Source organism: Pseudomonas citronellolis, assembly GCF_029335315.1.
GTDB lineage: Bacteria > Pseudomonadota > Gammaproteobacteria > Pseudomonadales > Pseudomonadaceae > Pseudomonas > Pseudomonas citronellolis_A.
On sequence record NZ_JARJLT010000100.1, the window covers coordinates 21,623 to 41,133 of the forward strand.

At 71.5% G+C, this 19,511-nt stretch carries 13 protein-coding genes; 8 read left to right on the forward strand and 5 right to left on the reverse strand.

What is annotated here, in order from left to right:
• Positions 1–56: 56 nt before the first annotated feature.
• Together P3W75_RS08475 and dmeF are read right to left on the reverse strand one after the other, a co-directional pair.
• Positions 57–956, reverse strand: coding sequence for a pseudouridine synthase (locus P3W75_RS08475; protein WP_276226922.1), 900 nt, complete (start codon positions 954–956; stop codon positions 57–59).
• Between the two features lie 72 nt (positions 957–1,028).
• Complete coding sequence (gene dmeF / locus P3W75_RS08480) at positions 1,029–1,988, reverse strand: CDF family Co(II)/Ni(II) efflux transporter DmeF (protein WP_276226923.1); 960 nt, start codon at positions 1,986–1,988, stop codon at positions 1,029–1,031.
• Positions 1,989–2,051: 63 nt separating this feature from the next.
• On the opposite strand from dmeF, the gene P3W75_RS08485 reads away from it, so the two are divergent.
• Positions 2,052–2,330: a metal/formaldehyde-sensitive transcriptional repressor gene (locus tag P3W75_RS08485; RefSeq protein ID WP_276226924.1), complete on the forward strand. Its 279-nt coding sequence runs from the start codon at positions 2,052–2,054 to the stop codon at positions 2,328–2,330.
• 1 nt (position 2,331) lies between these two features.
• Here P3W75_RS08485 and P3W75_RS08490 read toward each other — a convergent pair whose 3' ends face one another.
• Positions 2,332–2,562 (reverse strand): DUF2789 domain-containing protein, encoded by a 231-nt coding sequence (locus P3W75_RS08490; RefSeq protein WP_276226925.1) that lies wholly within the window; start codon positions 2,560–2,562, stop codon positions 2,332–2,334.
• Positions 2,563–2,706: 144 nt separating this feature from the next.
• Here P3W75_RS08490 and P3W75_RS08495 point away from each other — a divergent pair, with 144 nt between their 5' ends.
• Positions 2,707–3,909, forward strand: coding sequence for an MFS transporter (locus P3W75_RS08495; RefSeq protein ID WP_276226926.1), 1,203 nt, complete (start codon positions 2,707–2,709; stop codon positions 3,907–3,909).
• 31 nt (positions 3,910–3,940) lie between these two features.
• Positions 3,941–4,804 (forward strand): LysR family transcriptional regulator, encoded by an 864-nt coding sequence (locus P3W75_RS08500; RefSeq protein WP_276226927.1) that lies wholly within the window; start codon positions 3,941–3,943, stop codon positions 4,802–4,804.
• 195 nt (positions 4,805–4,999) lie between these two features.
• Here P3W75_RS08500 and P3W75_RS08505 read toward each other — a convergent pair whose 3' ends face one another.
• Positions 5,000–6,133 (reverse strand): HPP family protein, encoded by a 1,134-nt coding sequence (locus P3W75_RS08505; protein ID WP_276226928.1) that lies wholly within the window; start codon positions 6,131–6,133, stop codon positions 5,000–5,002.
• 235 nt (positions 6,134–6,368) lie between these two features.
• Positions 6,369–6,971 carry a glutathione S-transferase family protein gene (locus P3W75_RS08510; RefSeq protein ID WP_276226929.1) on the reverse strand — a complete coding sequence of 201 codons (603 nt, stop codon included), beginning with the start codon at positions 6,969–6,971 and terminating at the stop codon, positions 6,369–6,371.
• 138 nt (positions 6,972–7,109) lie between these two features.
• On the opposite strand from P3W75_RS08510, the gene P3W75_RS08515 reads away from it, so the two are divergent.
• The 5 genes from P3W75_RS08515 to P3W75_RS08535 form a co-directional block, all read left to right on the forward strand.
• Complete coding sequence (locus P3W75_RS08515) at positions 7,110–7,997, forward strand: LysR substrate-binding domain-containing protein (RefSeq protein ID WP_276226930.1); 888 nt, start codon at positions 7,110–7,112, stop codon at positions 7,995–7,997.
• 259 nt (positions 7,998–8,256) lie between these two features.
• The gene (gene recC, locus P3W75_RS08520; protein WP_276226931.1) at positions 8,257–11,745 is read left to right on the forward strand and encodes an exodeoxyribonuclease V subunit gamma; all 3,489 of its coding nucleotides are present in this window, start codon (positions 8,257–8,259) and stop codon (positions 11,743–11,745) included.
• Positions 11,742–15,407, forward strand: a complete 3,666-nt coding sequence (recB, locus tag P3W75_RS08525; protein WP_276226932.1) for an exodeoxyribonuclease V subunit beta — start codon at positions 11,742–11,744, stop codon at positions 15,405–15,407. Before recC ends, recB begins: the two co-directional genes overlap by 4 nt.
• On the forward strand, positions 15,404–17,443 hold the full coding sequence (gene recD, locus P3W75_RS08530) for an exodeoxyribonuclease V subunit alpha (RefSeq protein WP_276226933.1): 2,040 nt from the start codon (positions 15,404–15,406) through the stop codon (positions 17,441–17,443). Before recB ends, recD begins: the two co-directional genes overlap by 4 nt.
• A gap of 81 nt (positions 17,444–17,524) precedes the next feature.
• A partial coding sequence (locus P3W75_RS08535) for an ATP-binding protein (RefSeq protein ID WP_276226934.1) occupies positions 17,525–19,511 on the forward strand: 1,987 nt, incomplete at its 3' end.

Here is a 19,511-nt window from a genome sequence, read left to right on the forward strand (position 1 = left end):
CAGCGGAAATGGATGTTTCTGCTTTTGATTATTGATGGAATCGATGAAGCGCCGGCTTACCAGTCCAGGCGCAATTGGCTCTCGAATTCGCGGCGCACGCCACTGAGCGGGTCGTCGAAGGCCAGGTGCCGGGCCAGCAACTGCAGCGGCCGCGTGTAGTCGTCGCTGCGGCGCTGGTCTTCCGGCAGCAGCTGTGGATAAAGCGGATCGTTGCGCAGCCCGGCGCCCAGCGCGGCCATGTGCACGCGCAGCTGGTGGCGCTTGCCGCTCACCGGGTAGAGCGCGTAGCGCCACCAGTGTTCGCCGCGCTCCAGCACGTCGATGCGGGTCTCGCTGTTGACCGCGCCCTCGGCCTCGCGCATCACGATGAAGGGCTCGCCATCCACCATCCGGCTGCGCCGCACATGGGGGAACTCCAGTTGCGGCAGCGGCGGGGCGATGGCCTCGTAGCGCTTGTGCATGCGCCGTTCGCGGAACAGCGCCTGGTAGGCGGCGCGGCTGTCCGGGTTGGCGGAGAACAGCACCAGCCCGGCGGTGGGCCGGTCGATGCGGTGCAGCGGCACCAGCAGCGGGTTGTCCAGGCGCTTGGCCAGGCGCGCCAGCAGGGTCTGCTCGACGTACTGGCCGGATGGCGTCACCGGCAGGAAGTGCGGCTTGTCGGCCACCACCAGGTGTTCGTCGACGTGGAGGATGCTTTCCTCGAAGGGGATCGGCGTTTCCGCCTCGACTTCGCGGAAGTAGTGCACCCGCAGCCCTTCGCGGTGCGGCGTGGCGGCGTCCAGCGGGTTGCCCTCGGCGTCCAGCACGCGGCCCCGGGCCAGGCGTTGCAGCCAGGTCTCGCGGGGGATCGCCGGGAAGCGCGCGCACAGGCAGTCGAGCACGGTCGCCCAGGGGCCGGCCGGCAGGTGCAGGGTACTGGCGCGGTGCTGGGCGGCGGAAAACGGCTTCTCGGACATGGGGCGCGGACGGCGGTCGGGGGCGTGCATTAGGCCGCAGGCCGCCGCCGGCGTCAAAGGCCACCCGGCGGTTCAGGCCGGGTTCACCTCGACGGTCACGTGGGCCAGTTCCTCGTGCACCCCGAGCAGCGCCTTGAAGTCGTCCGGGCGCGCCGCGCTGGCGGTACTCAGGCTGAGGATGCAGGCGAACTTGTCCTTGCCCACGCGCCACAGGTGCAGGTCGGTGATCCGCGCCGGGTAGGGGCCGGCGGCGATGGCCTGGCGGATTTCCTCCAGCACCGGTGCGTCCATCTCGGCGTCGAGCAGCACGCGGCCGCTCTGGCGCAGCAGGTTGCGCGCCCAGATCGCCACCAGCGCGGCGCCGACGATGCCCATCAGCGGGTCGAGCCAGGCCGCGCCCCAGAACATGCCGCCGAGCAGCGCGGCTATCGCCAGCACCGAGGTGGCGGCGTCGGCCAGCACGTGCAGGTAGGCGGCGCGCAGGTTCAGGTCATGCCCGTGCCCGTGCCCGTGCCCGTGCCCGTGCCCGTGGTGGTGGTGGTGATCGTGTCCATGGTCATGAGGGGGATGGTCATGGCCGTGGTGGCCGCGCAGCAGCCAGGCGCAGGCGAGGTTCACCAACAGGCCGAGCGCGGCGATGGCGATGGCCTGGGTGTAGTGGATGGGCGAGGGGTCGATCAGCCGCGCCACCGATTCGAACAGCATCAGCGCCGCCACGCCGATCAGCAGCAGGGCGCTGCTGTAGCTGGCCAGCACCTCGATCTTCCAGGTGCCGAAGGCGAAGCGCCGGTCGCCCTTCAGGCGCCGCGCCGCGACGTAGGCGAAGAAGGCCAGGCCCAGGGCCAGGGCGTGGGAGCTCATGTGCCAGCCGTCGGCGAGCAGGGCCATGGAGTTGAAGTACCAGCCGCCGGCGATCTCCAGCACCATCATCAGCGCGGTGAGGACCACCGCGCGCAGGGTGTTGCGCTCGGCGAGCGGGTTGCTTTCGTTGAAGTCGTGGTGGTGCGATTGATCCGGTGTGGCGTCGTACATGCGAAAATGTCCCTGAGAAGCATGAATATACTATACCCCAGTATACTTTCAGGGAGTTAGAGCATGGCCCACACCATCCGCGACAAGCGCAAGCTGCTGACCCGCATCCGCCGTATCAAGGGGCAGAGCGAGGCCCTGGAGCGCGCCCTGGAGAAGGAGGACGGCGACTGCGCGGCGGTGCTGCAGCAGATCGCCGCCATCCGTGGCGCGGTCAATGGGTTGATGGCCGAGGTGCTCGAAGGGCACCTGCGCGAGCACCTGGCGGCCGAGGAGCGTACGCCGCAGCAACGCTCGGACGACCTCGACCAGGTGATGGGCGTGCTGCGTTCCTACCTGAAGTAGCTCAGTGCGACAGGCGCGCGGCCAGTTCGTCGACTTCCTCGGCCCAGTCCGAGTCGTCGTCCAGGGCCTCGCGCAGGAAGGTGGCCTGGGCCTCGTTCCAGAAGGGCGCGTCGGCCAGCGCCTGGTCGGCCTCCAGGCGGTGCCCGGCGAGGAAGGCGTCGATGTCCTGGCGTTCGTTGGGCAGGCCCAGTTGCTTGAACAGCTCGGCGAAGGTGTGCGGGGTGGTATCCATGGCGGCCTCCTGTGGTCGGGTGTGCATCAACTATAGAAGCTGGGCGCGACCCGGCGACGACGGGATCGATAGGTGGCTTTCAATTTTCCCGGCGCCGGGCAATGATGGCGCCAGCCCCGACCTACCCGCGCGCCAGGCCCGTTCATGAGCTCTCCCGAGCAGCGTCCGCTAGCCGTCACCCTGCAGATCGTCTCGATCGTCAGCTTCACTTTCCTGCTGTTCCTGTGCATCGGCTTCCTGCTGCCGGTGCTGCCCGGTTTCGTCCACCACGACCTGGGCTTCGACGCCACCACCGCCGGCCTGGTGATCGGCGCGCAATACCTCGCGACCCTGGCCTCGCGGCCGTTGGCCGGGCGCCTGACCGACACCTTGGGGGCCAAGCGTGCGGTTCTCTATGGCCTGCTGGCCCTGGCCGCCGGCGGCGCCCTGGTGCTGGCCGCCACCAGCCTGCAGGCGCTGGTCTGGGTCAGCCTCGGGCTGTTGCTGGCCAGCCGCCTACTGATCGGCTTCGCCCAGGGCCTGATGGGCATCGGCACGGCGAGCTGGGGCATCGCCCGGGTCGGCGCGCAGAACACCGCGCGGGTGATTTCCTGGAACGGCATCGTCTGCTACGGCGGCATCGCCCTGGGCGCGCCCTTGGGTGTCGGCCTGGCCGCGCACCTGGGGCTATGGAGCCTGGGCGCGGGCATCCTGCTGCTGGCCGGCCTCGGCCTGCTGCTGGCGCGCGGCAAGGCGCCGGCGCCGGTCATCGCCGGCACGCGGATGGCCTTCTTCGCGGTGCTCGGGCGGATACTCCCCTACGGTATGTGCGTGGCCCTGGGCTCCATCGGCTTCGGCAGCCTGGCCACCTTCATCACCCTCTACTACGGCAGCCGCGGCTGGGCCGATCCGGCCTGGTGCCTGAGCCTGTTCGGCATCAGCTTCGTCGGCGCGCGCCTGCTGCTGTCGTGGACCATCAACCGCTTCGGCGGCTTCAGCGTGGCGGTGTGCTGCCTGCTGGTGGAGAGCGGCGGCCTGCTGCTGCTGTGGCAGGCGCCGACGCCGGGCTTCGCGTTGCTCGGCACGGCGCTGACCGGCGCCGGGCTGTCGCTGGTCTACCCGGCGCTGGGCGTCGAGGCGGTGCTGCGCATCCCCGCCGCCAGCCGCAGTTCGGCGCTGGGCGCCTACGCGCTGTTCTTCGACCTGGCCCTGGGCCTGGCCGGCCCGCTGATGGGCGCGATCGCCGCGCATTCGGATTACCCCAGCATCTTCCTGGTGGCGGCGCTGCTGGCCGCCGGCGGTTTCGGCATCTGCCTGTGGCTGCTGCGCACCACCCGCCAGCGCCACGAGGAACTGGAGTTCGACTAGACTGCGGCATCCTTCGCCACAAGCCCTTCCCATGGATATCGACCTGGCGCGCACCTTCCTCGAAATCGCCCGTGGCGGCAGCTTCGTCGCCGCCGCCCAGCGCCTGCACGTGACCCAGACCACGGTCACCGCGCGGGTGCAGAACCTCGAGGCGCAGCTGGGCTGCCGGCTGTTCCAGCGCAGCCGCAGCGGGGCCCGGCTGACCGCCGACGGCGAGCGCTTCCGTGGCTATGCCAACCAGCTGGTGCAGACCTGGGACGCCGCGCGCCGCGACCTGCCGCTGCCGGTCGGCTACCGCGAGGTGCTCAACGTCGGCGCCGAGCTGAGCCTGAGCAACCCGCTGATGCTGGCCTGGACGGTGTCGCTGCGCCAACGCATGCCGGCCCTGGCGCTGCACGCCGAGATCGGCAGCGGCGAGCAGTTGCAGAAGCAGTTGGAGCTGGGCGTGCTGGACGCCGCGCTGGTCTACCGCCCGGACTACTGGCCGGGGATGCAGGTGGAGCAGTTGCTGGAGGAGAAGCTGATCTTGGTGCGCTCCACCCAGCAGCCGGAGCCCTACATCTATATCGACTGGGGCGCGGAATTCCGCCGCCAGCACGACGCCGCGCTGCCCGAGCGGGCCCACGCCGCCACCAGCTTCAGCCTCGGTCCGCTGGCGCTGCAGCACCTGCTGCAATGCGGCGGCAGCGGCTATTTCCGCACGCGGGTGGTGCACAGCTACCTGCAGGCCGGGGTGCTCGAACGGGTGCCGCTGGCCCCGGAGTTCATCTACCCGACCTACCTGGTGTACTCCCGCGAGAAGGACTCGCCGGCGCTGCAGAGCGCCCTGGCGATCCTCCGTGAGGTGGTCGCCGAGGATATCGATTGGTCGCAGCGCTGGGAGTACGAGGCCTAGAGCCTGTCTACGATCTGCTGCGCGTCGGCATAACTGCGTTAAAAACAGGCGAGCGATGCTCATTTAACGGCCTAAACTCCGCTCCCTCGCCTGTTTTGACTCGCTGCGCTCGCCCTTCGGGCCAGCCTTCGGCTGTTACTCCCGTTGGTCGTTGCGCCTTGTTCTGCTCTAGCTCGCGAGATCGTAAACAGGCTCTTAGACCGCCACCGCCAGCGCGGCGTCGGCCTGGGGTTGCAGCCAGAGGTGGCGGAAGGCGGCGATCAGGTCGCTCTGGCTGAGCATGCCGACCAGCGCGCCGCTGCCGTCGAGCACCGGCAGGCAGTGGCGGCCGTGGTCAGAGAGCAGTTCGATCAGCTCGGCCAGGGGCGCGTCCTGGCGCAGCGACTGCACCCGGTGGCTCATCAGGTTGCCGACCCGCTGGCCGAACGGCGAGCGCAGCTTGCGCTGGCCACGGAACAGGTCGCTGAGGGTGAGGATGCCCACCAGGCGGCCACGGTCGAGCACCGGCAGGGCCTTCAGGTGATGCTTGTCGAGCAGGCCCCAGGCTTCCTCGATGCGCGCGTCCGGGCTGACCGAGCGGATATCGCGGGACATGATGTCGGCCGCGCGGATGCCGCCCAGCAGGCGTCCGCTGGCGTGCTTCTCGGCGGCCAGCAGTAGGCGTTCGAGGTCTTCCGGGGTCACGTCGACGAAGCCGCCGGCGCTGGCCAGGGCGCTTTCCAGGTCGTCGCTGCGCAGGCCCAGGCGCTCGCTCGGCAGCGGGTCGGCGGTCAGGTGCGGGTTGCTCGCCGGGGCCGCCAGCTTGCGCGGGTAGGGCGCGCGGGTCAGGTTGTTGTAGAGCATGGCCACACCGATCAGGGTCAGCGAGGCCACGCCCACCGGCAGCAGCAGGTGCAGCAGTTGCTGGTCCACCAGCGGCCCGCCCAGGGCCAGGCTGAAGGCCATGGCGGTGCTCGGCGGGTGCAGGCAGCGCAGGCCGAGCATCAGCAGCACGGCTACGGCCATGGCCAGCGACGCCTGTGGCCAGCCGTGGCCGAGCCAGTGGCCGAGCAGCAGGCCGACCAGTGCGGCCACCAGGTTGCCGCCCAGCAGCGACCAGGGTTGCGCCAGCGGGCTGGAGGGTACGGCGATGGCCAGCAATGCCGAAGCGGCCAGCGGCGGGCCGACCCGCAGCACCGCGTCGACGCCGAACAGCCAGGCGCAGAACGGCATGCACAGGCCCAGGGCCAGGCCGCAGCCGAGCACGGCGCGCAGCCAGTCGCGGTTGGACGAGGGCCCGGCGCAGGGCGCCAGGCGCCGCAGCCAGGTGGCAAGCATGGCGGAGTTCATCTCGGCACCTCGCAAGAGGCGCCGGGAACGGGGGCAGTGAAAGTATGCATGTCACGCAGGCACCGCGCTTCTCGGGTCCGGCTCGGGGCCGGTCGGGCGGGCGCTTCTCTAATAAGTTGATGGAGCGACGATCCGTCGCGGGGGCGACGGTCGCAGGCCATCCTAGGTGGCGTGACGATTCACTTCCAATGAATATTATTGCGGGTTTGCTGCAACAATTTCGAAGTGTCGGGCTTCACACCGGCGGGAAGGCCTTGAACGCCTCCAGGGTCTCGGCGTAGGCCGCCCAGCCACGCAGCGCCGGGTAGTCGGTGGCGGCCACGCGTTCGGCGTGCACCAGCTGGATGAAGGTCCAGGCCACGGCGGCGCTCAGCCCGGCCTGGTCGAGCTGGCCGTCGCGCGGCAGCGGCTGGGTCAGCAGCTCCAGTTCCAGGCCGGCGCAGGCGGCGCGCAATTGCTGGTCGACCCGCGCGTACCAGGCGCCGTCGCGCAGCTTTTCGTCGCGCTGCAGCTCGTAGTACAGCTGCACGGCCTTCTCGCTGGCCGCCATGGCCAGCCCCAGCAGGCGCGTGGCGCGGATGCGCGCGGCCGGTTCGGCGGGCATCAGGCTGCGCCCGGCCTGGTGTTCCAGCAGCTCGATGATCAGGCTCGAATCCATCAGCACCTGGCCGTCGTCCAGCACCAGGCTGGGCGCCTTGACCACCGGGTTGATCGCGCGGAACTCCTCGACGTGACGGAACACCGAGAGCGAACGGTGGCTGAAGTCGATGTCCAGCAGGCGCAGGCTGATGGCCACGCGGCGGACGTAGGGCGAGTCAAGCATTCCGATCAGTTGCATGGGCACATCCTGTTATTGGAAATTACATGGGTGGCGGGCCTGCGCGGCCCTGTCCTTACGCTGATGGCCCACAATCTAGCGGTTGAACGGGCGGGAAAAAATCGATGATTAATAACTGCAAAGGTTAGCCAGGCTTACATGAGCGCCTATCCACCCTTGTCGGCCCTGCGCAGCTTCGAGGCCGTGGCCCGCCTCGGCAGCGTGACCCAGGCCGCCGCCGAGCTGCACGTCACCCATTCGGCGGTCAGCCAGCAATTGCGCCAGCTGGAGGAACTGCTCGGGGTCACCCTGCTGCAGCGCGAGGGCCGCGGCCTGCGCCTGAGCGAGGAAGGCCGGCTGTACGCCCTGCAGGTGCGCCGCGCGCTGCGCGACATCGCCGAAGCCACGCGGCTGGCGCGGGCGCGGCCCAGTGAAGGCGAGCTGGTGATCGCGGTGCTGCCGTCGTTCGCCCAGCAATGGCTGCTGCCGCGCCTGCCGGATTTCCGCGCGCGCTACCCGCAGTACCGCCTGCGCCTGCTCGCCAGCCTGGAGGTGATCGACCTGCGCCAGGGCCTGGCCGACGTGGCCATTCGCATCGGCCAGGGGCACTGGGAGGGCCTGGCCCAGCAGCGTCTGTTCGACGACGAGCTGGTGGCGGTGTGCGCCCCGCACTTCAACGGCGGGCGCCTGCCGAAGACGCCGCGGGAAATCCTCGCCAGCCCGCTGGTGCATGGCTTCGAGACCTGGCTGCCGTGGTGCCAGGCCGCCGGCGTGGCGGTGCCGGCGGACGAGGGGGTGTTCACCATCAACGACTCCAACCTGGTGGTCGAGGCGCTGCGCCTGGGCCAGGGCGTGGCTGTGGAACGCCGCAGCCTGGTGGCCGGCGCCATGGCGCGCGGCGAGCTGGTGCAGCTGGGTGACATCCGCGCGCCCTACGCCTATCCCTACTGGCTGGTGTGGCCGCAACGGGAGGAGACGCGGACCAAGGTGGCGGTGTTCGCCGAGTGGCTGGCCGAGCAGGTGGAGCTGTACCTGGCGCCGGGGTGATTCGCATCCATCGTAGGGCGCATAACCGTTCGCGGTTATCCGCCGCCGGCCGTGCCACCGGGGCGCCCGGCGTGGCCGGTGAATCCAATCGCGGACGGAGTCCGCTCCTACGCCCGTGCTTCCCTGTAACCGCAGGAGCGGACTCTGTCCGCGATTCGGCGGATTGGGTGCCATGCGCACGATCGCGACACAGAACGTCGCCGTGCCCCGCTAGAATGCCCAGCCAATGGAAACCCCGCGCCGCACGATTGGAGACACCATGAGCGAAGCCCTGAGCCCCGGCCTGATGGTCATCCACGGCAACCACCCGGAAGCGCTGCGCGACCTGCTGGTGGCCTGGATGGCGCGCTACCCGCTGGCGCCGCTGGAGAGCGAGACCATCCTGGTGCAGAGCAACGGTATCGCCCAGTGGCTGAAGCTGGCGCTGGGCCGCGACGTCGCCGACGGCGGCTGCGGCATCACCGCGGCGCTGGACGTGCAGTTGCCCGCGCAGTTCCTCTGGCAGGCCTACCGGGGCGCGCTGGGCAAGGACGCGGTGCCGGAAGTCTCGGTGCTCGACAAGGCGCCGCTCACCTGGCGCCTGATGCGCCTGCTGCCGACCCTGCTCGAGCGCGAGGAATTCCACGCCCTGCGGCGCTTCCTCGCCGACGACGCCGACCTGCGCAAGCGCCACCAGCTGGCCGAGCGCCTGGCCGACCTGTTCGACCAGTACCAGGTCTACCGCGCCGACTGGCTGGAAGACTGGAGCGAGGGCCGCGACCAACTGCGCACCGCCGGCGGCGGCCTGCGCCCGCTGGACGCCGACGAACGCTGGCAGGCCGCGCTGTGGCGGGCGCTGCTCGACGAGGTCGGCGCCGACGGCCTGGCCGGCAGCCGCGCCGGGGTGCACCGGCGCTTCCTTGAACGCCTGCGCGAGGACGCGCCGCCCAAGGGCCTGCCGCGCCGCGTGGTGGTGTTCGGCATCTCGGCCATGCCGGCGCAGACCGTGGAGGCGCTGGGCGCGCTGTCGCGGGTCGCCCAGGTGCTGCTCTGCGTGCACAACCCCTGCCGCCACCACTGGGCCGACATCGTCGCCGACAAGGACCTGCTGCGCCACGAGTACCGTCGCCAGCAGCGCCGCCCCGGGGTGCCGCTGCAGCTGGCCGACGACCTCCAGCACCAGTACGCCCAGCCGTTGCTGGCGGCCTGGGGCAAGCAGGGCCGCGACTACATCAACCTGCTCGACCGGTACGACGACCCGGAGAGCTACCGCAACCGCTTCGGCGAGGTCAGCGGCGGACGCATCGACCTGTTCAGCGACGAGGCGCCGGCGCACCTGCTCGGCCAGTTGCAGGACGACATCCTCGAACTGCGCCCGCTGGCCGAGAGCCGCGAGCGCTGGCCGGCGCTGGACCCGGCGACGGACCGCTCGATCCGCTTCCAGGTCGCCCACAGCGCGCAGCGCGAAGTCGAGGTGCTGCACGACCAGCTGCTGGCGCGCTTCGACGCCGACCCGACGCTGCGCCCGCGCGACGTCATCGTCATGCTCCCCGATGTCGACGCCTACACCCCGCACATCCAGGCGGTGTTCGGCCAGCTCGGGCGCGACGACAAGCGCTTCATCCCCTTCACCTTGGCCGACCAGGGCCAGCGCGGCCGCGAGCCGCTGCTGGTGGCCCTGGAACACCTGCTGCAACTGCCCGACAGCCGCTTCGCGGTGAGCGAGATCCTCGACCTGCTGGACGTCGGCGCCCTGCGCGCGCGCTTCGGCATCGCCGAGGCCGACCTGCCGCTGCTGCAACGCTGGATCGACGGCGCCGGGGTGCGCTGGGGCCTGGACGGCGAGCAGCGGGAAACCCTCGACCTGCCTGCCGCCGCCGAGGCCAACACCTGGCGCTTCGGCCTGCGGCGCATGCTGCTCGGCTTCGCGGTGGGTGAGGGCGAAGCCTTCCAGGGTATCCAGCCCTACGCCGAGATCGGTGGCCTCGACGCCGCCGTGCTCGGCCCGCTGGCCGGCCTGCTGCAACGCCTGGCGGAAACCTGCGAGAGCCTGGCCACGCCGGCCGCGCCGGAACAATGGGCGAAGCGCCTGGAGCAACTGCTCAAGGACTTCTTCCTGACCCGCGACGAGCACGACGAACTGCTCCGCCAGGAGCTGCTGAACCTGCTCGAACGCTGGCTGGAAACCTGCCGCCACGCCGCCTTCGCCGAGCCGCTGCCGCTCTCGGTGGTGCGCGAGGCCTGGCTCGGCGGGCTCGACGCCGGCGGCCTGAACCAGCGCTTCCTGGCCGGCGCGGTGAGCTTCTGCACGCTGATGCCGATGCGCGCCATCCCGTTCCGCCTGGTCTGCCTGCTGGGCATGAACGACGGCGACTACCCGCGCCAGCAGGCGCCGCTGGACTTCGACCTGATGCGCAACGACTACCGCCCCGGCGACCGCTCGCGGCGCGAGGACGACCGCTACCTGCTGCTCGAAGCGCTGCTCTCGGCGCGCGAGCAGTTCTATGTCAGCTGGGTGGGCAAGAGCATCCGCGACAACAGCGAGCGCCCGCCGTCGGTACTGATCGGCCAGCTGCGCGACCACCTGGCCGCCGGCTGGTCGCTGCCGGGCCAGCCCGGCGACGGCCCGGCGCTGCTTCACGCGCTGACCACCGAGCACCCGCTGCAACCCTTCAGCCGCCGCTACTTCGAAAACCTCGGCGACGGCGTGGACGGCTTCTACACCTACGCCCGCGAGTGGCGCGAAGTGCACCGCGACGAGGAACTCGCCGAGCAGGACGACGCACCGCTGCCGGCCTTGCTGCCGGAGGGCGCCATCGGCCTGCGGGTGCTCGGCGACTTCCTCGCCAACCCGGTCAACGCCTTCTTCCAGCAGCGCCTGAAAGTGCGCTTCGCCGAGGAAGACCTGATCGGCCACGACGAAGAACCCTTCGCCCTCGACGGCCTGCAGGTGTGGAAACTGCAGTTCGAACTCTGCGAGCGCCTGCGCCCGTGGATCGAGAACGACTGGCAGGATGGTGAACTGGCGGGCCGCATCGAACGGCAACTGGGCCGCCTGCAGGGCGAGGGGCGCTTGCCGCTGGCGGCCTTCGGTGCCTTCTCCGCCCGCGAGCTGAGCGCGCCGCTGGGCGAGCTGCTGCAACGCTACCGCGACGAACTGGAACACTGGCGCGAGGCCGAGGAAGGCCAGCGCGAGCTTATCCACAGCCACGCGGCGAGCGGCGTCGAGCTGGGCGACTGGCTCGGCGGGCTGCGGCGCAACGCCGAGGGGCAGTGGGCCAGCGTGCAACTGGTCAGCGGCAAGCTGCACGAAGGGCGCGGCTACAAGTGGCACAGCCTGCTACGCCCCTGGGTACGTCACCTCGGCCTGCAGCTCTGCGGCGCGCCGGTGCGCAGCCTGCTGGTCAGCCAGACCGGCACCCTGGAGCTGCCGCCGCTGGCCGCGCAGACCGCCCGCGAGCACCTCGACGGCCTGATCGGCGCCTGGCTCGAAGGCCTGCGCCGGCCGCTGCCGGTGGCCGCCAAGGCGGCCTTCGCCTGGCTCGGCGCCGGCACCGATGAGGAGCGCGCCGCGCGTGAAGCGGCCAAGCGCTACGACGGCGGCTTCAACCTGGGCGGCGAGGCGCAGGCCTCGCCGGCGCTGGCGCGGGTCTACCCGGACTTCGCCAGCCTGAACGCCGGCGGCGAATTCGGCGCCTGGGCCGAGACCCTCTACGGTCCGCTGTACCAACTGCTGCAACGCCGCGACGACGAGGAGCAAGGCCAATGAGCCGGGAACTGCGCGCCCTGGAATTCCCCCTGCACGGCAGCCGCCTGATCGAGGCCAGCGCCGGCACCGGCAAGACCTTCACCATCGCCCTGCTGTACCTGCGCCTGGTGCTCGACCACGGCGGCGAACTGGCCTTCGGCCGGCCGCTGAGCCCGCCGGAAATCCTCGTGGTGACCTTCACCGACGCCGCCACCCAGGAGCTGCGCGAGCGCATCCGCGCGCGCCTGGGCGAGGCCGCCACCTGCTTCGCCGAGCCGGCGCTGGCGCACGACCCGTTGCTGGTCGAGCTGCGCGCCAGCTACCCGGAGGAACGCTGGCCGGGTTGCGCGCGCCTGCTGCGCCTCGCCGCCGAATGGATGGACGAGGCCGCCGTGTCGACCATCCACAGCTGGTGCTACCGCATGCTCCGCGAGCACGCTTTCGACAGCGGCAGCCTGTTCACCCAGGACCTGATCACCGACCAGAGCGAGCTGCTCGCCGAAGTGGTGCGCGACTACTGGCGCCGCACCTTCTACCCGCTGCCGCCGCAGGCCGCCCTGGAAGTGCTGCGCTGCTACGCCTCGCCGGAAGACCTGGCGCGTGCGCTGCAACCGCTGCTGGCGCAACAGGAGGCCGGCTTCCGCTACGCCGACCAGCCGCTGAGCGCGCCCGATTCGCTGCGCGAGCTGCTGGAACGCACCGGCGACTACTACGCGCGCCTGGACGACCTGCAACAGCGCGCCCGCGACGCCTGGGCAGCTGACTCCGCGGGCCTGCGCCAGCTGCTGCGCGACCTGCGCCCGCAGCTCAACGGCAACAGCTACCGCAACAAGGACGATGACGCCGTCTTCGACGGCTGGCTGCAGGCCCTGGATGCCTGGAGCCTGGGCGGCGAGACGCCGGACAACCTCGGCAAGTTCGGCCAGACGCGGATCAAGGTGAAGGCCAAGACCCTGGTGCCCGAGCACCCGGCGCTGGGCGCCATCGACGCCTGGGTCGAGGCTGGCGACGCGCAGCCGGACATCGCCCCGCAACTGCTGCTGCACGCCCTGAGCGAAGTCAGCCGCGCGCTGGAGGCGGAGAAACAGCGCCGCGCCGAACTGGGCTTCGACGACCTGCTGGCGCGCCTCGACCGCGCCCTGGCCGGCCCCGGCGGCGAGCACCTGGCCGAGCGCATCCGCCAGCAGTTCCCGGTGGCGCTGATCGACGAATTCCAGGACACCGACCCGCTGCAGTACCGCATCTTCGAGCGCATCTACCGGATCGCCGACAACCCCCGCGACTGCGGACTCTTCATGATCGGCGACCCCAAGCAGGCGATCTACGCCTTCCGCGGCGCCGACATCCATACCTACCTGCGCGCCCGCGCCGCCACCGAGGGCCGCCACTACACCCTGGGCACCAACTACCGCTCGACCGACGCCGTGGTGGCGGCGGTGAACCACTGCTTCGCTTTCGCCGAAGGCCACGCGCGCGGCGCCTTCCGCTTCGCCGGTGAGGATGGCAACCCGGTGCCGTTCCAGGCGGTGGCCGCCAAGGGCCGCGCCGAACGCCTGCTGATCGATGGCGCCGAAGCCCCGGCGCTGACCTTCTGGAGCCTGGCCAACGACGGCCAGGTGGTCGGCAGCCGGCTCTACCGCGAGCAACTGGCCGAGCGCGCCGCCAGCGCCATCCGCACCTGGCTGAGCCTGGCCCAGCAGGGCCGCGCCGGCCTCTACCGCGCCGACGGCACGGGCCGCGCGCTGCGCCCGGCGGACATCGCCATCCTGGTGCGCGGGCGTGGCGAGGCCGAGGCCATCCGCAGCCAGCTGGCCGAGCGGCGCCTGGCCAGCGTCTACCTGTCCGACCGCGACTCGGTGTTCGACAGCCCCGAGGCCGGCGACCTGCTGCACTGGCTGCGCGCCTGCGCCGAGCCGGGCAACGACGCGCTGCTGCGGGTCGCCCTGGCCACCCGCACCCTCGGCCTGGGCTGGCAGACCCTGGAGCGCCTGAACAACGACGAGCGCTACTGGGAACAGCTGCTCATGCGCTTCCGCGACTACCGCAGCCAGTGGCAGCAGCAGGGCGTGCTGCCGATGCTGCGGCGCCTGCTGGCCGACTTCGAGCTGCCGGCGCGCTTGCTGCGCCGCGCCGACGGCGAGCGCGGCCTGACCAACCTGCTGCACCTGGCCGAATGGCTGCAGCGCGAGGCCGCCGAACTGGATGGCGAGCATGCCCTGCTGCGGGTGCTGGCCGAGCAGCTGGCGAGCCCGTCGAGCGAGGAAATCCTCCGCCTGGAAAGCGACGCCGACCTGATCAAGGTGGTGACCATCCACAAGTCCAAGGGCCTGGAATACCCGCTGGTGCTGCTGCCGTTCATCTGCAGCTGGCGCGAGCTGGACGGCAAGGGCAGCACCCCGCCGAGCTTCCAGGGCGAGGCGGGCCGGGTGGTCGAACTGGCGCGCGGCAAGGAACTGGCCGAGGAGGCCTACAAGCGCGCCAACGACGAACGCCTGAGCGAGGACATGCGCCTGCTCTACGTGGCCCTGACCCGCGCCCGCCACGCCCTGTGGCTGGGCGTGGCGCCGCTGGTGATGAGCAACAGCAAGAGCCCGGAGCTGCACAAGGGCGCCTTCGGCTACCTGCTCGGCGGCGGCGCGGCCGTCACCCTGGACGGCTTCGAGGGCAACCTGCAGGCGCTGGCCGCCGGCTGCCCCGGCATCCATGTCGAGGCGGCGCCGGAGGCGGACGCCAGCGTCTATGACGAAACCCGCGCCGGCCTGCTCGGCCAGGCCCGCGAGCCGCAGCGGCGGGTGGCGGAGAAGTGGTGGATCGCCAGCTACTCGGCGCTGGCCACCCTCGACCCCGAGGCCGACGCCCCCGAGCCGATCAGCGCCGAACAGGCGACCCTGCGCGAGGGCGACGTCGACGCGCCGCTGGCCGAGCTGGCGCAGAGCGCGCCGGCCGCCGGCAGCCTGCATGCCTTCCCGCGCGGGCCGAATCCCGGCAGCTTCCTCCACGGCCTGCTGGAATGGGCCGCCGACGAAGGCTTCGGCGCCGTGGCCGAGGCACCGGAAACCCTGCGCGACCTGCTCGCCCGGCGCTGCCAGCTGCGCGGCTGGGAGGGCTGGATCGATCCGCTGGCGCAATGGCTGCCGGCCTGGCTGAACCTCGACTTCGCCCTGGCCGACGCGAGCCCGGTGCGCCTGGCGGGCCTGGCCAGCTACCAGAAGGAAATGGAGTTCTGGTTCGCCGTGAAACCCACCGACAGCGCGCGCCTGGACGCCAGCGTGCGCCGCCACACCCTGGGCGGCGAGGCGCGCCCGGCGCTGCAGCCGACCCAGCTGGGGGGCATGCTCAAGGGCTTCATCGACCTGGTCTTCGAACACGAGGGGCGCTACTACGTGGCCGACTACAAGTCCAACTGGCTCGGCTCCGACGCCGCCGCCTACACCCCGGCGGCCGTGCGCGCGGCGGTGCTGGAGCATCGCTACGACCTGCAATACGCGCTCTACCTGTTCGCCCTGCATCGCCTGCTCAAGGCGCGCCTGGCCGATTACGACTACGACCGCCACATCGGCGGCGCGCTCTACCTGTTCCTGCGCGGCGGCGAGCACGGGGTGTTCCACGAACGCCCGCCGAAGGCGCTGATGGAGGAGCTGGACGCACTGTTCAGCCGCAACGCCGAGGAGGTGCCGGCATGACCCGCGAAGCACTGCTCGAACTCCTTGGCCAGTGGGCCGGCCGTGGCTGGCTGCGCGAGCTGGACCGCGCCTTCGCCGCCTTCCTGCTGGAGCAGGCGCCCGACGCCGAGCCGCTGCTGGTGCTGGCGGCGGCCCTGGCCAGCCACCAGTTGGGGCGCGGCCACGTGTGCCTGGACCTGGCGGCGACCCTGGCCGACAGCCGCTTCGCCCTGTCGCTGCCGCCGGACGGCGAGCTGGAAGGCGAGCCGCTGACCCTGCCCGGCGAACTGCTCGACGGCCTCGACCTGGCCGGCTGGCGCGCCGCGCTGGACGATCCGCGCCTGGTCGGCGCCGGCCCCGGCGCCACGCCGCTGGTGCTGGCCGGCTCGCGCCTGTACCTGCGCCGCTACTGGCAGTACGAACGCGAAGTGCGCGCCGGCATCGACCAGCGCCTGGCGCGCGGCGAGGCCCTGCGCGCGGCGCTGCCGACCGAGGCCCTGCGCCAGGCCCTGGACGCGCTCTTCCCGAAACAGGCCAACGCCCCGGCGGACTGGCAGAAGCTCGCCTGCGCCCTGGCCGCCGGCAACGCCTTCGGCATCGTCACCGGCGGCCCCGGCACCGGCAAGACCACCACCGTGGTGCGCCTCCTGGCGCTGCTGCAGAGCCTCGCCCTGGGAAGCGCCGAGGCGCGCCCGCTGCGCATCCGCCTGGCCGCGCCCACCGGCAAGGCGGCGGCGCGGCTCAACGAATCCATCGCCAACGCCGTGGACCGCCTGGACCTCGACGCCTTCGCCAACGGCGAGGAAGTGCGCAAGCAGGTGCCCAAGGAAGTCACCACCCTGCATCGCCTGCTCGGCAGCCGTCCGGACAGCCGGCAGTTCCGCCACCACCCCGGCAACCCCCTGGCGCTGGACCTGCTGGTGGTCGACGAAGCCTCGATGGTCGACCTGGAAATGATGGCCGCGCTGCTCGGCGCGCTGCCGGCCAAGGCGCGGCTGATCCTGCTCGGCGACAAGGACCAGCTGGCCTCGGTGGAAGCCGGCGCGGTGCTCGGCGAGCTGTGCAGCCGCGCCCGCGAAGGCCACTACAGCCCGGCCACCCGCGACTGGCTGGAAGCCGTCAGCGGCGAGCGCGTCGACCCGGCGCTGCTCGACCCGCAAGGGCTGGCGCTGGACCAGGCGGTGGCCATGTTGCGCCACAGCCACCGCTTCAGCGCGGCCAGCGGCATCGGCCAGCTGGCCGAGGCGATCAACGCCGGCGACGTCGCCGCCACCCGCGAAGTCTGGGAGCGCGGCTACCCCGACCTGGCCCGCCTGGCCCTGGACGCCCGCGACACGCGCAGCCTGCGCGAGCTGGTGGTGGAGGGCGGTGGCCGCTACTTCCTCAACGCCGGCGGCCGCGCCGGCGTGGCGCCGCCGCTGGGCTATCGCCACTACCTGGAGCTGCTGCGCGCGCGACGGCCAGGGCTGGACGCCACGCAAGAGACCTTCGACGCCTGGGCCAAGGCGGTGCTCGATGCCCACGGCCAGTTCCAGGTGCTCTGCGCGCTGCGTCGCGGCCCCTGGGGCGTGGAAGGGCTGAACCTGCGCATCGCCGAACTGCTGCAGGGCGAAGGCCTGCTGCAAGTGCACGGCGCCTGGTACCTCGGCCGGCCGCTGCTGGTGACGCGCAACGACTACGGCCTGGGCCTGATGAATGGCGATATCGGCATCACCCTGGCGCTGCCCCGCGACGAGGGCGGCGAGCGCAGCTGGGCGCTGCGGGTGGCCTTCGCCGACGGTCGCGGCGGCATCAAGTGGGTGCTGCCCAGCCGCCTGCAGGCGGTGGAGACGGTGTTCGCCATGACCGTGCACAAGTCCCAGGGCTCGGAGTTCACCCACGCCGCCCTGGTGCTGCCCGACGCGCTCAACCCGATCCTCACCCGCGAGCTGGTCTACACCGGCATCACCCGCGCGCGAAGCTGGTTCAGCCTGGCCAGCGCCGGGCGCGGCCAGTGGGTGCTGGAGGCGGCCATCGAGCGCCGCGTGCAGCGCGCCAGCGGCCTGCTGGAGGCATGAGGGCACTATGAGAATCGTCTGATAGTGGCGTAGGGGGGCGGGCTTCAGTCTTGAGCCATGAGGCTTGAGAATTTCCTGCACGTGCCCGACACCCCCAGTGCCGCCCTGCGGTTGCTGCGCCTGCTCGGCGCGGCGCTGCTGCTGTGCCTGTTGTGCAGCCTGGCGTTCGCCCTGAGCCTGGCCTTCAACCACCAGGTTTCGCTGAGCCGTCGCGCGATGAATGCGGCCATGTACGAGGCGCAGGCCTACCTGGGCCAGCGCGAATCGCTGCTCGAACACCTCGGCCGCGGGCTCCTGCCGCTGGCGGCGCGGCCGGCGCTGGAGCAGACGCTGATTCTCGCCCGCGCGACGCCGGGCCCCGCGCTGCTGCCGCTGGGCGATGGCCGCCAGGGCCTGCTGCTGTCGCCGCGGGATTTCGCCGAACTGCGCGAGCGACGCCTGGGACTGCTGCTCATCGGCCCCGGTGGGCCGGGCGATGTGCAGCGTCTGAACGCCTCCGGCGGCCCCGAGGCGCCGCTGCCGGCCGGGGTCCTGCGGGCCCTGCGCCAGGCCGGGACGGACGGGGGCGTGCGCTGGCTGGCCGACCCCGCCGACCCTCAGCGGCGGCTGTTCCTGCTGCAGCGCGTCGGCGACGCCGACAACTGGCTGGGCCTGGAGATTTGCGGCGCCGACCTGGACGCGGCACTGCGCCGGCCCGAGGCCGGCGACTACCTGTTGCTCGACCGCCAGGGGATCCCGGTGCTCGGCGACTGGCATGGCGCAACGGCGCTGGCCTCCCTGCGTGGCCAGGGGGAGGGCGACGGCTTCGACTTCGCCAGCGACGGCCTGCTGCCGCAGTGCGTGTTGCTGCGCAAGCACCTGGGAGCGGCGCGCTGGGAACTGGTCTACTGCCTGGGGCTCGGCCGCCTGCTCGCCGAGCTCTGGCCGCTGCCGCTGGCGGCGCTGGCCATCCTGCTGGTGGTGGGGCTGCTCCTGCGGCGCCTGGAACGGCGCTTCGAACGCCGGCTGATCCGCCCGGCCCGACGGCGCCTGGCCGCGCTGCGGGAAAGCGAGGCGTTCTCCCGCGCGGTGATCCAGGCCTCGCCGGTGGCGCTCTGCGTGCTGCGCCGGCTCGACGCTTCGGTGGTCCTGCAGAACCCCCAGGCGCGGCGCTGGCTGGGTGGCGGCCGGATGATCGCGCGCCACGGCGAGCGCTGGATCGCCCGGGCCTTCGGCGGAGACGGCGGCGCGGCCTGCGAGGAGCTGGCCAGCGACCAGGGGCGTTACCTGCAACTGAGCTACACGCCGACCCGCTACAAGGGCGAGGACGTGCTGTTCTGCGCCTTCAGCGACATCAGTGCGCGGACGCGCGCGGAAGCCGAGCTGGCCCGCGCCAAGCGCCTGGCCGACGCCGCCAACCAGGCCAAGACGGTGTTCCTGGCGACCATGAGCCACGAGATCCGCACACCGCTGTACGGCGTGCTGGGCACCCTCGAACTGCTCGAGCGGACGCGCCTGGACGCGCAGCAGAGCGCCTACCTGGAAACCATCCAGCGCTCCTCGGGCATCCTCCTGCGGCTGATCAGCGACGTGCTCGATGTGTCCAGGATCGAGGCCGGGCAGCTGCTGCTGGAGCTGGTCGAGTTCTCGCCGCTGGAGCTGACCGAGGAAGTGCTGCAGACCTTCGCCGCCGCCGCGCGGGCCAAGGGCCTGCAACTCTTCGCCTGCATCGACTCGCGCCTGCCGGCGCTGGCGCGCGGCGACGCGGTACGTATCCGCCAGGTGCTCGGCAACCTGCTGAGCAACGCGATCAAGTTCACCGACAACGGCCGCATCCTCCTGCGCCTGCGCGTGCAAACCCGGGAGGGCGCGCGCCTGTGGCTGCTCTGGCAGGTGCTCGACAGCGGCATCGGCATCGGCAGCGAAGACCAGCGGCGCTTGTTCGAGCCCTTCTACCAGGTTGGCGGCAGCGCGCGGCGGGTCGGCGGCACCGGCCTCGGTCTGTCGATCTGCCAGCGCCTGACGCGCTTGATGCATGGGCGCCTGAGCCTGGTCAGCGAGCTCGGCCTGGGCAGCAGCTTCACCCTCA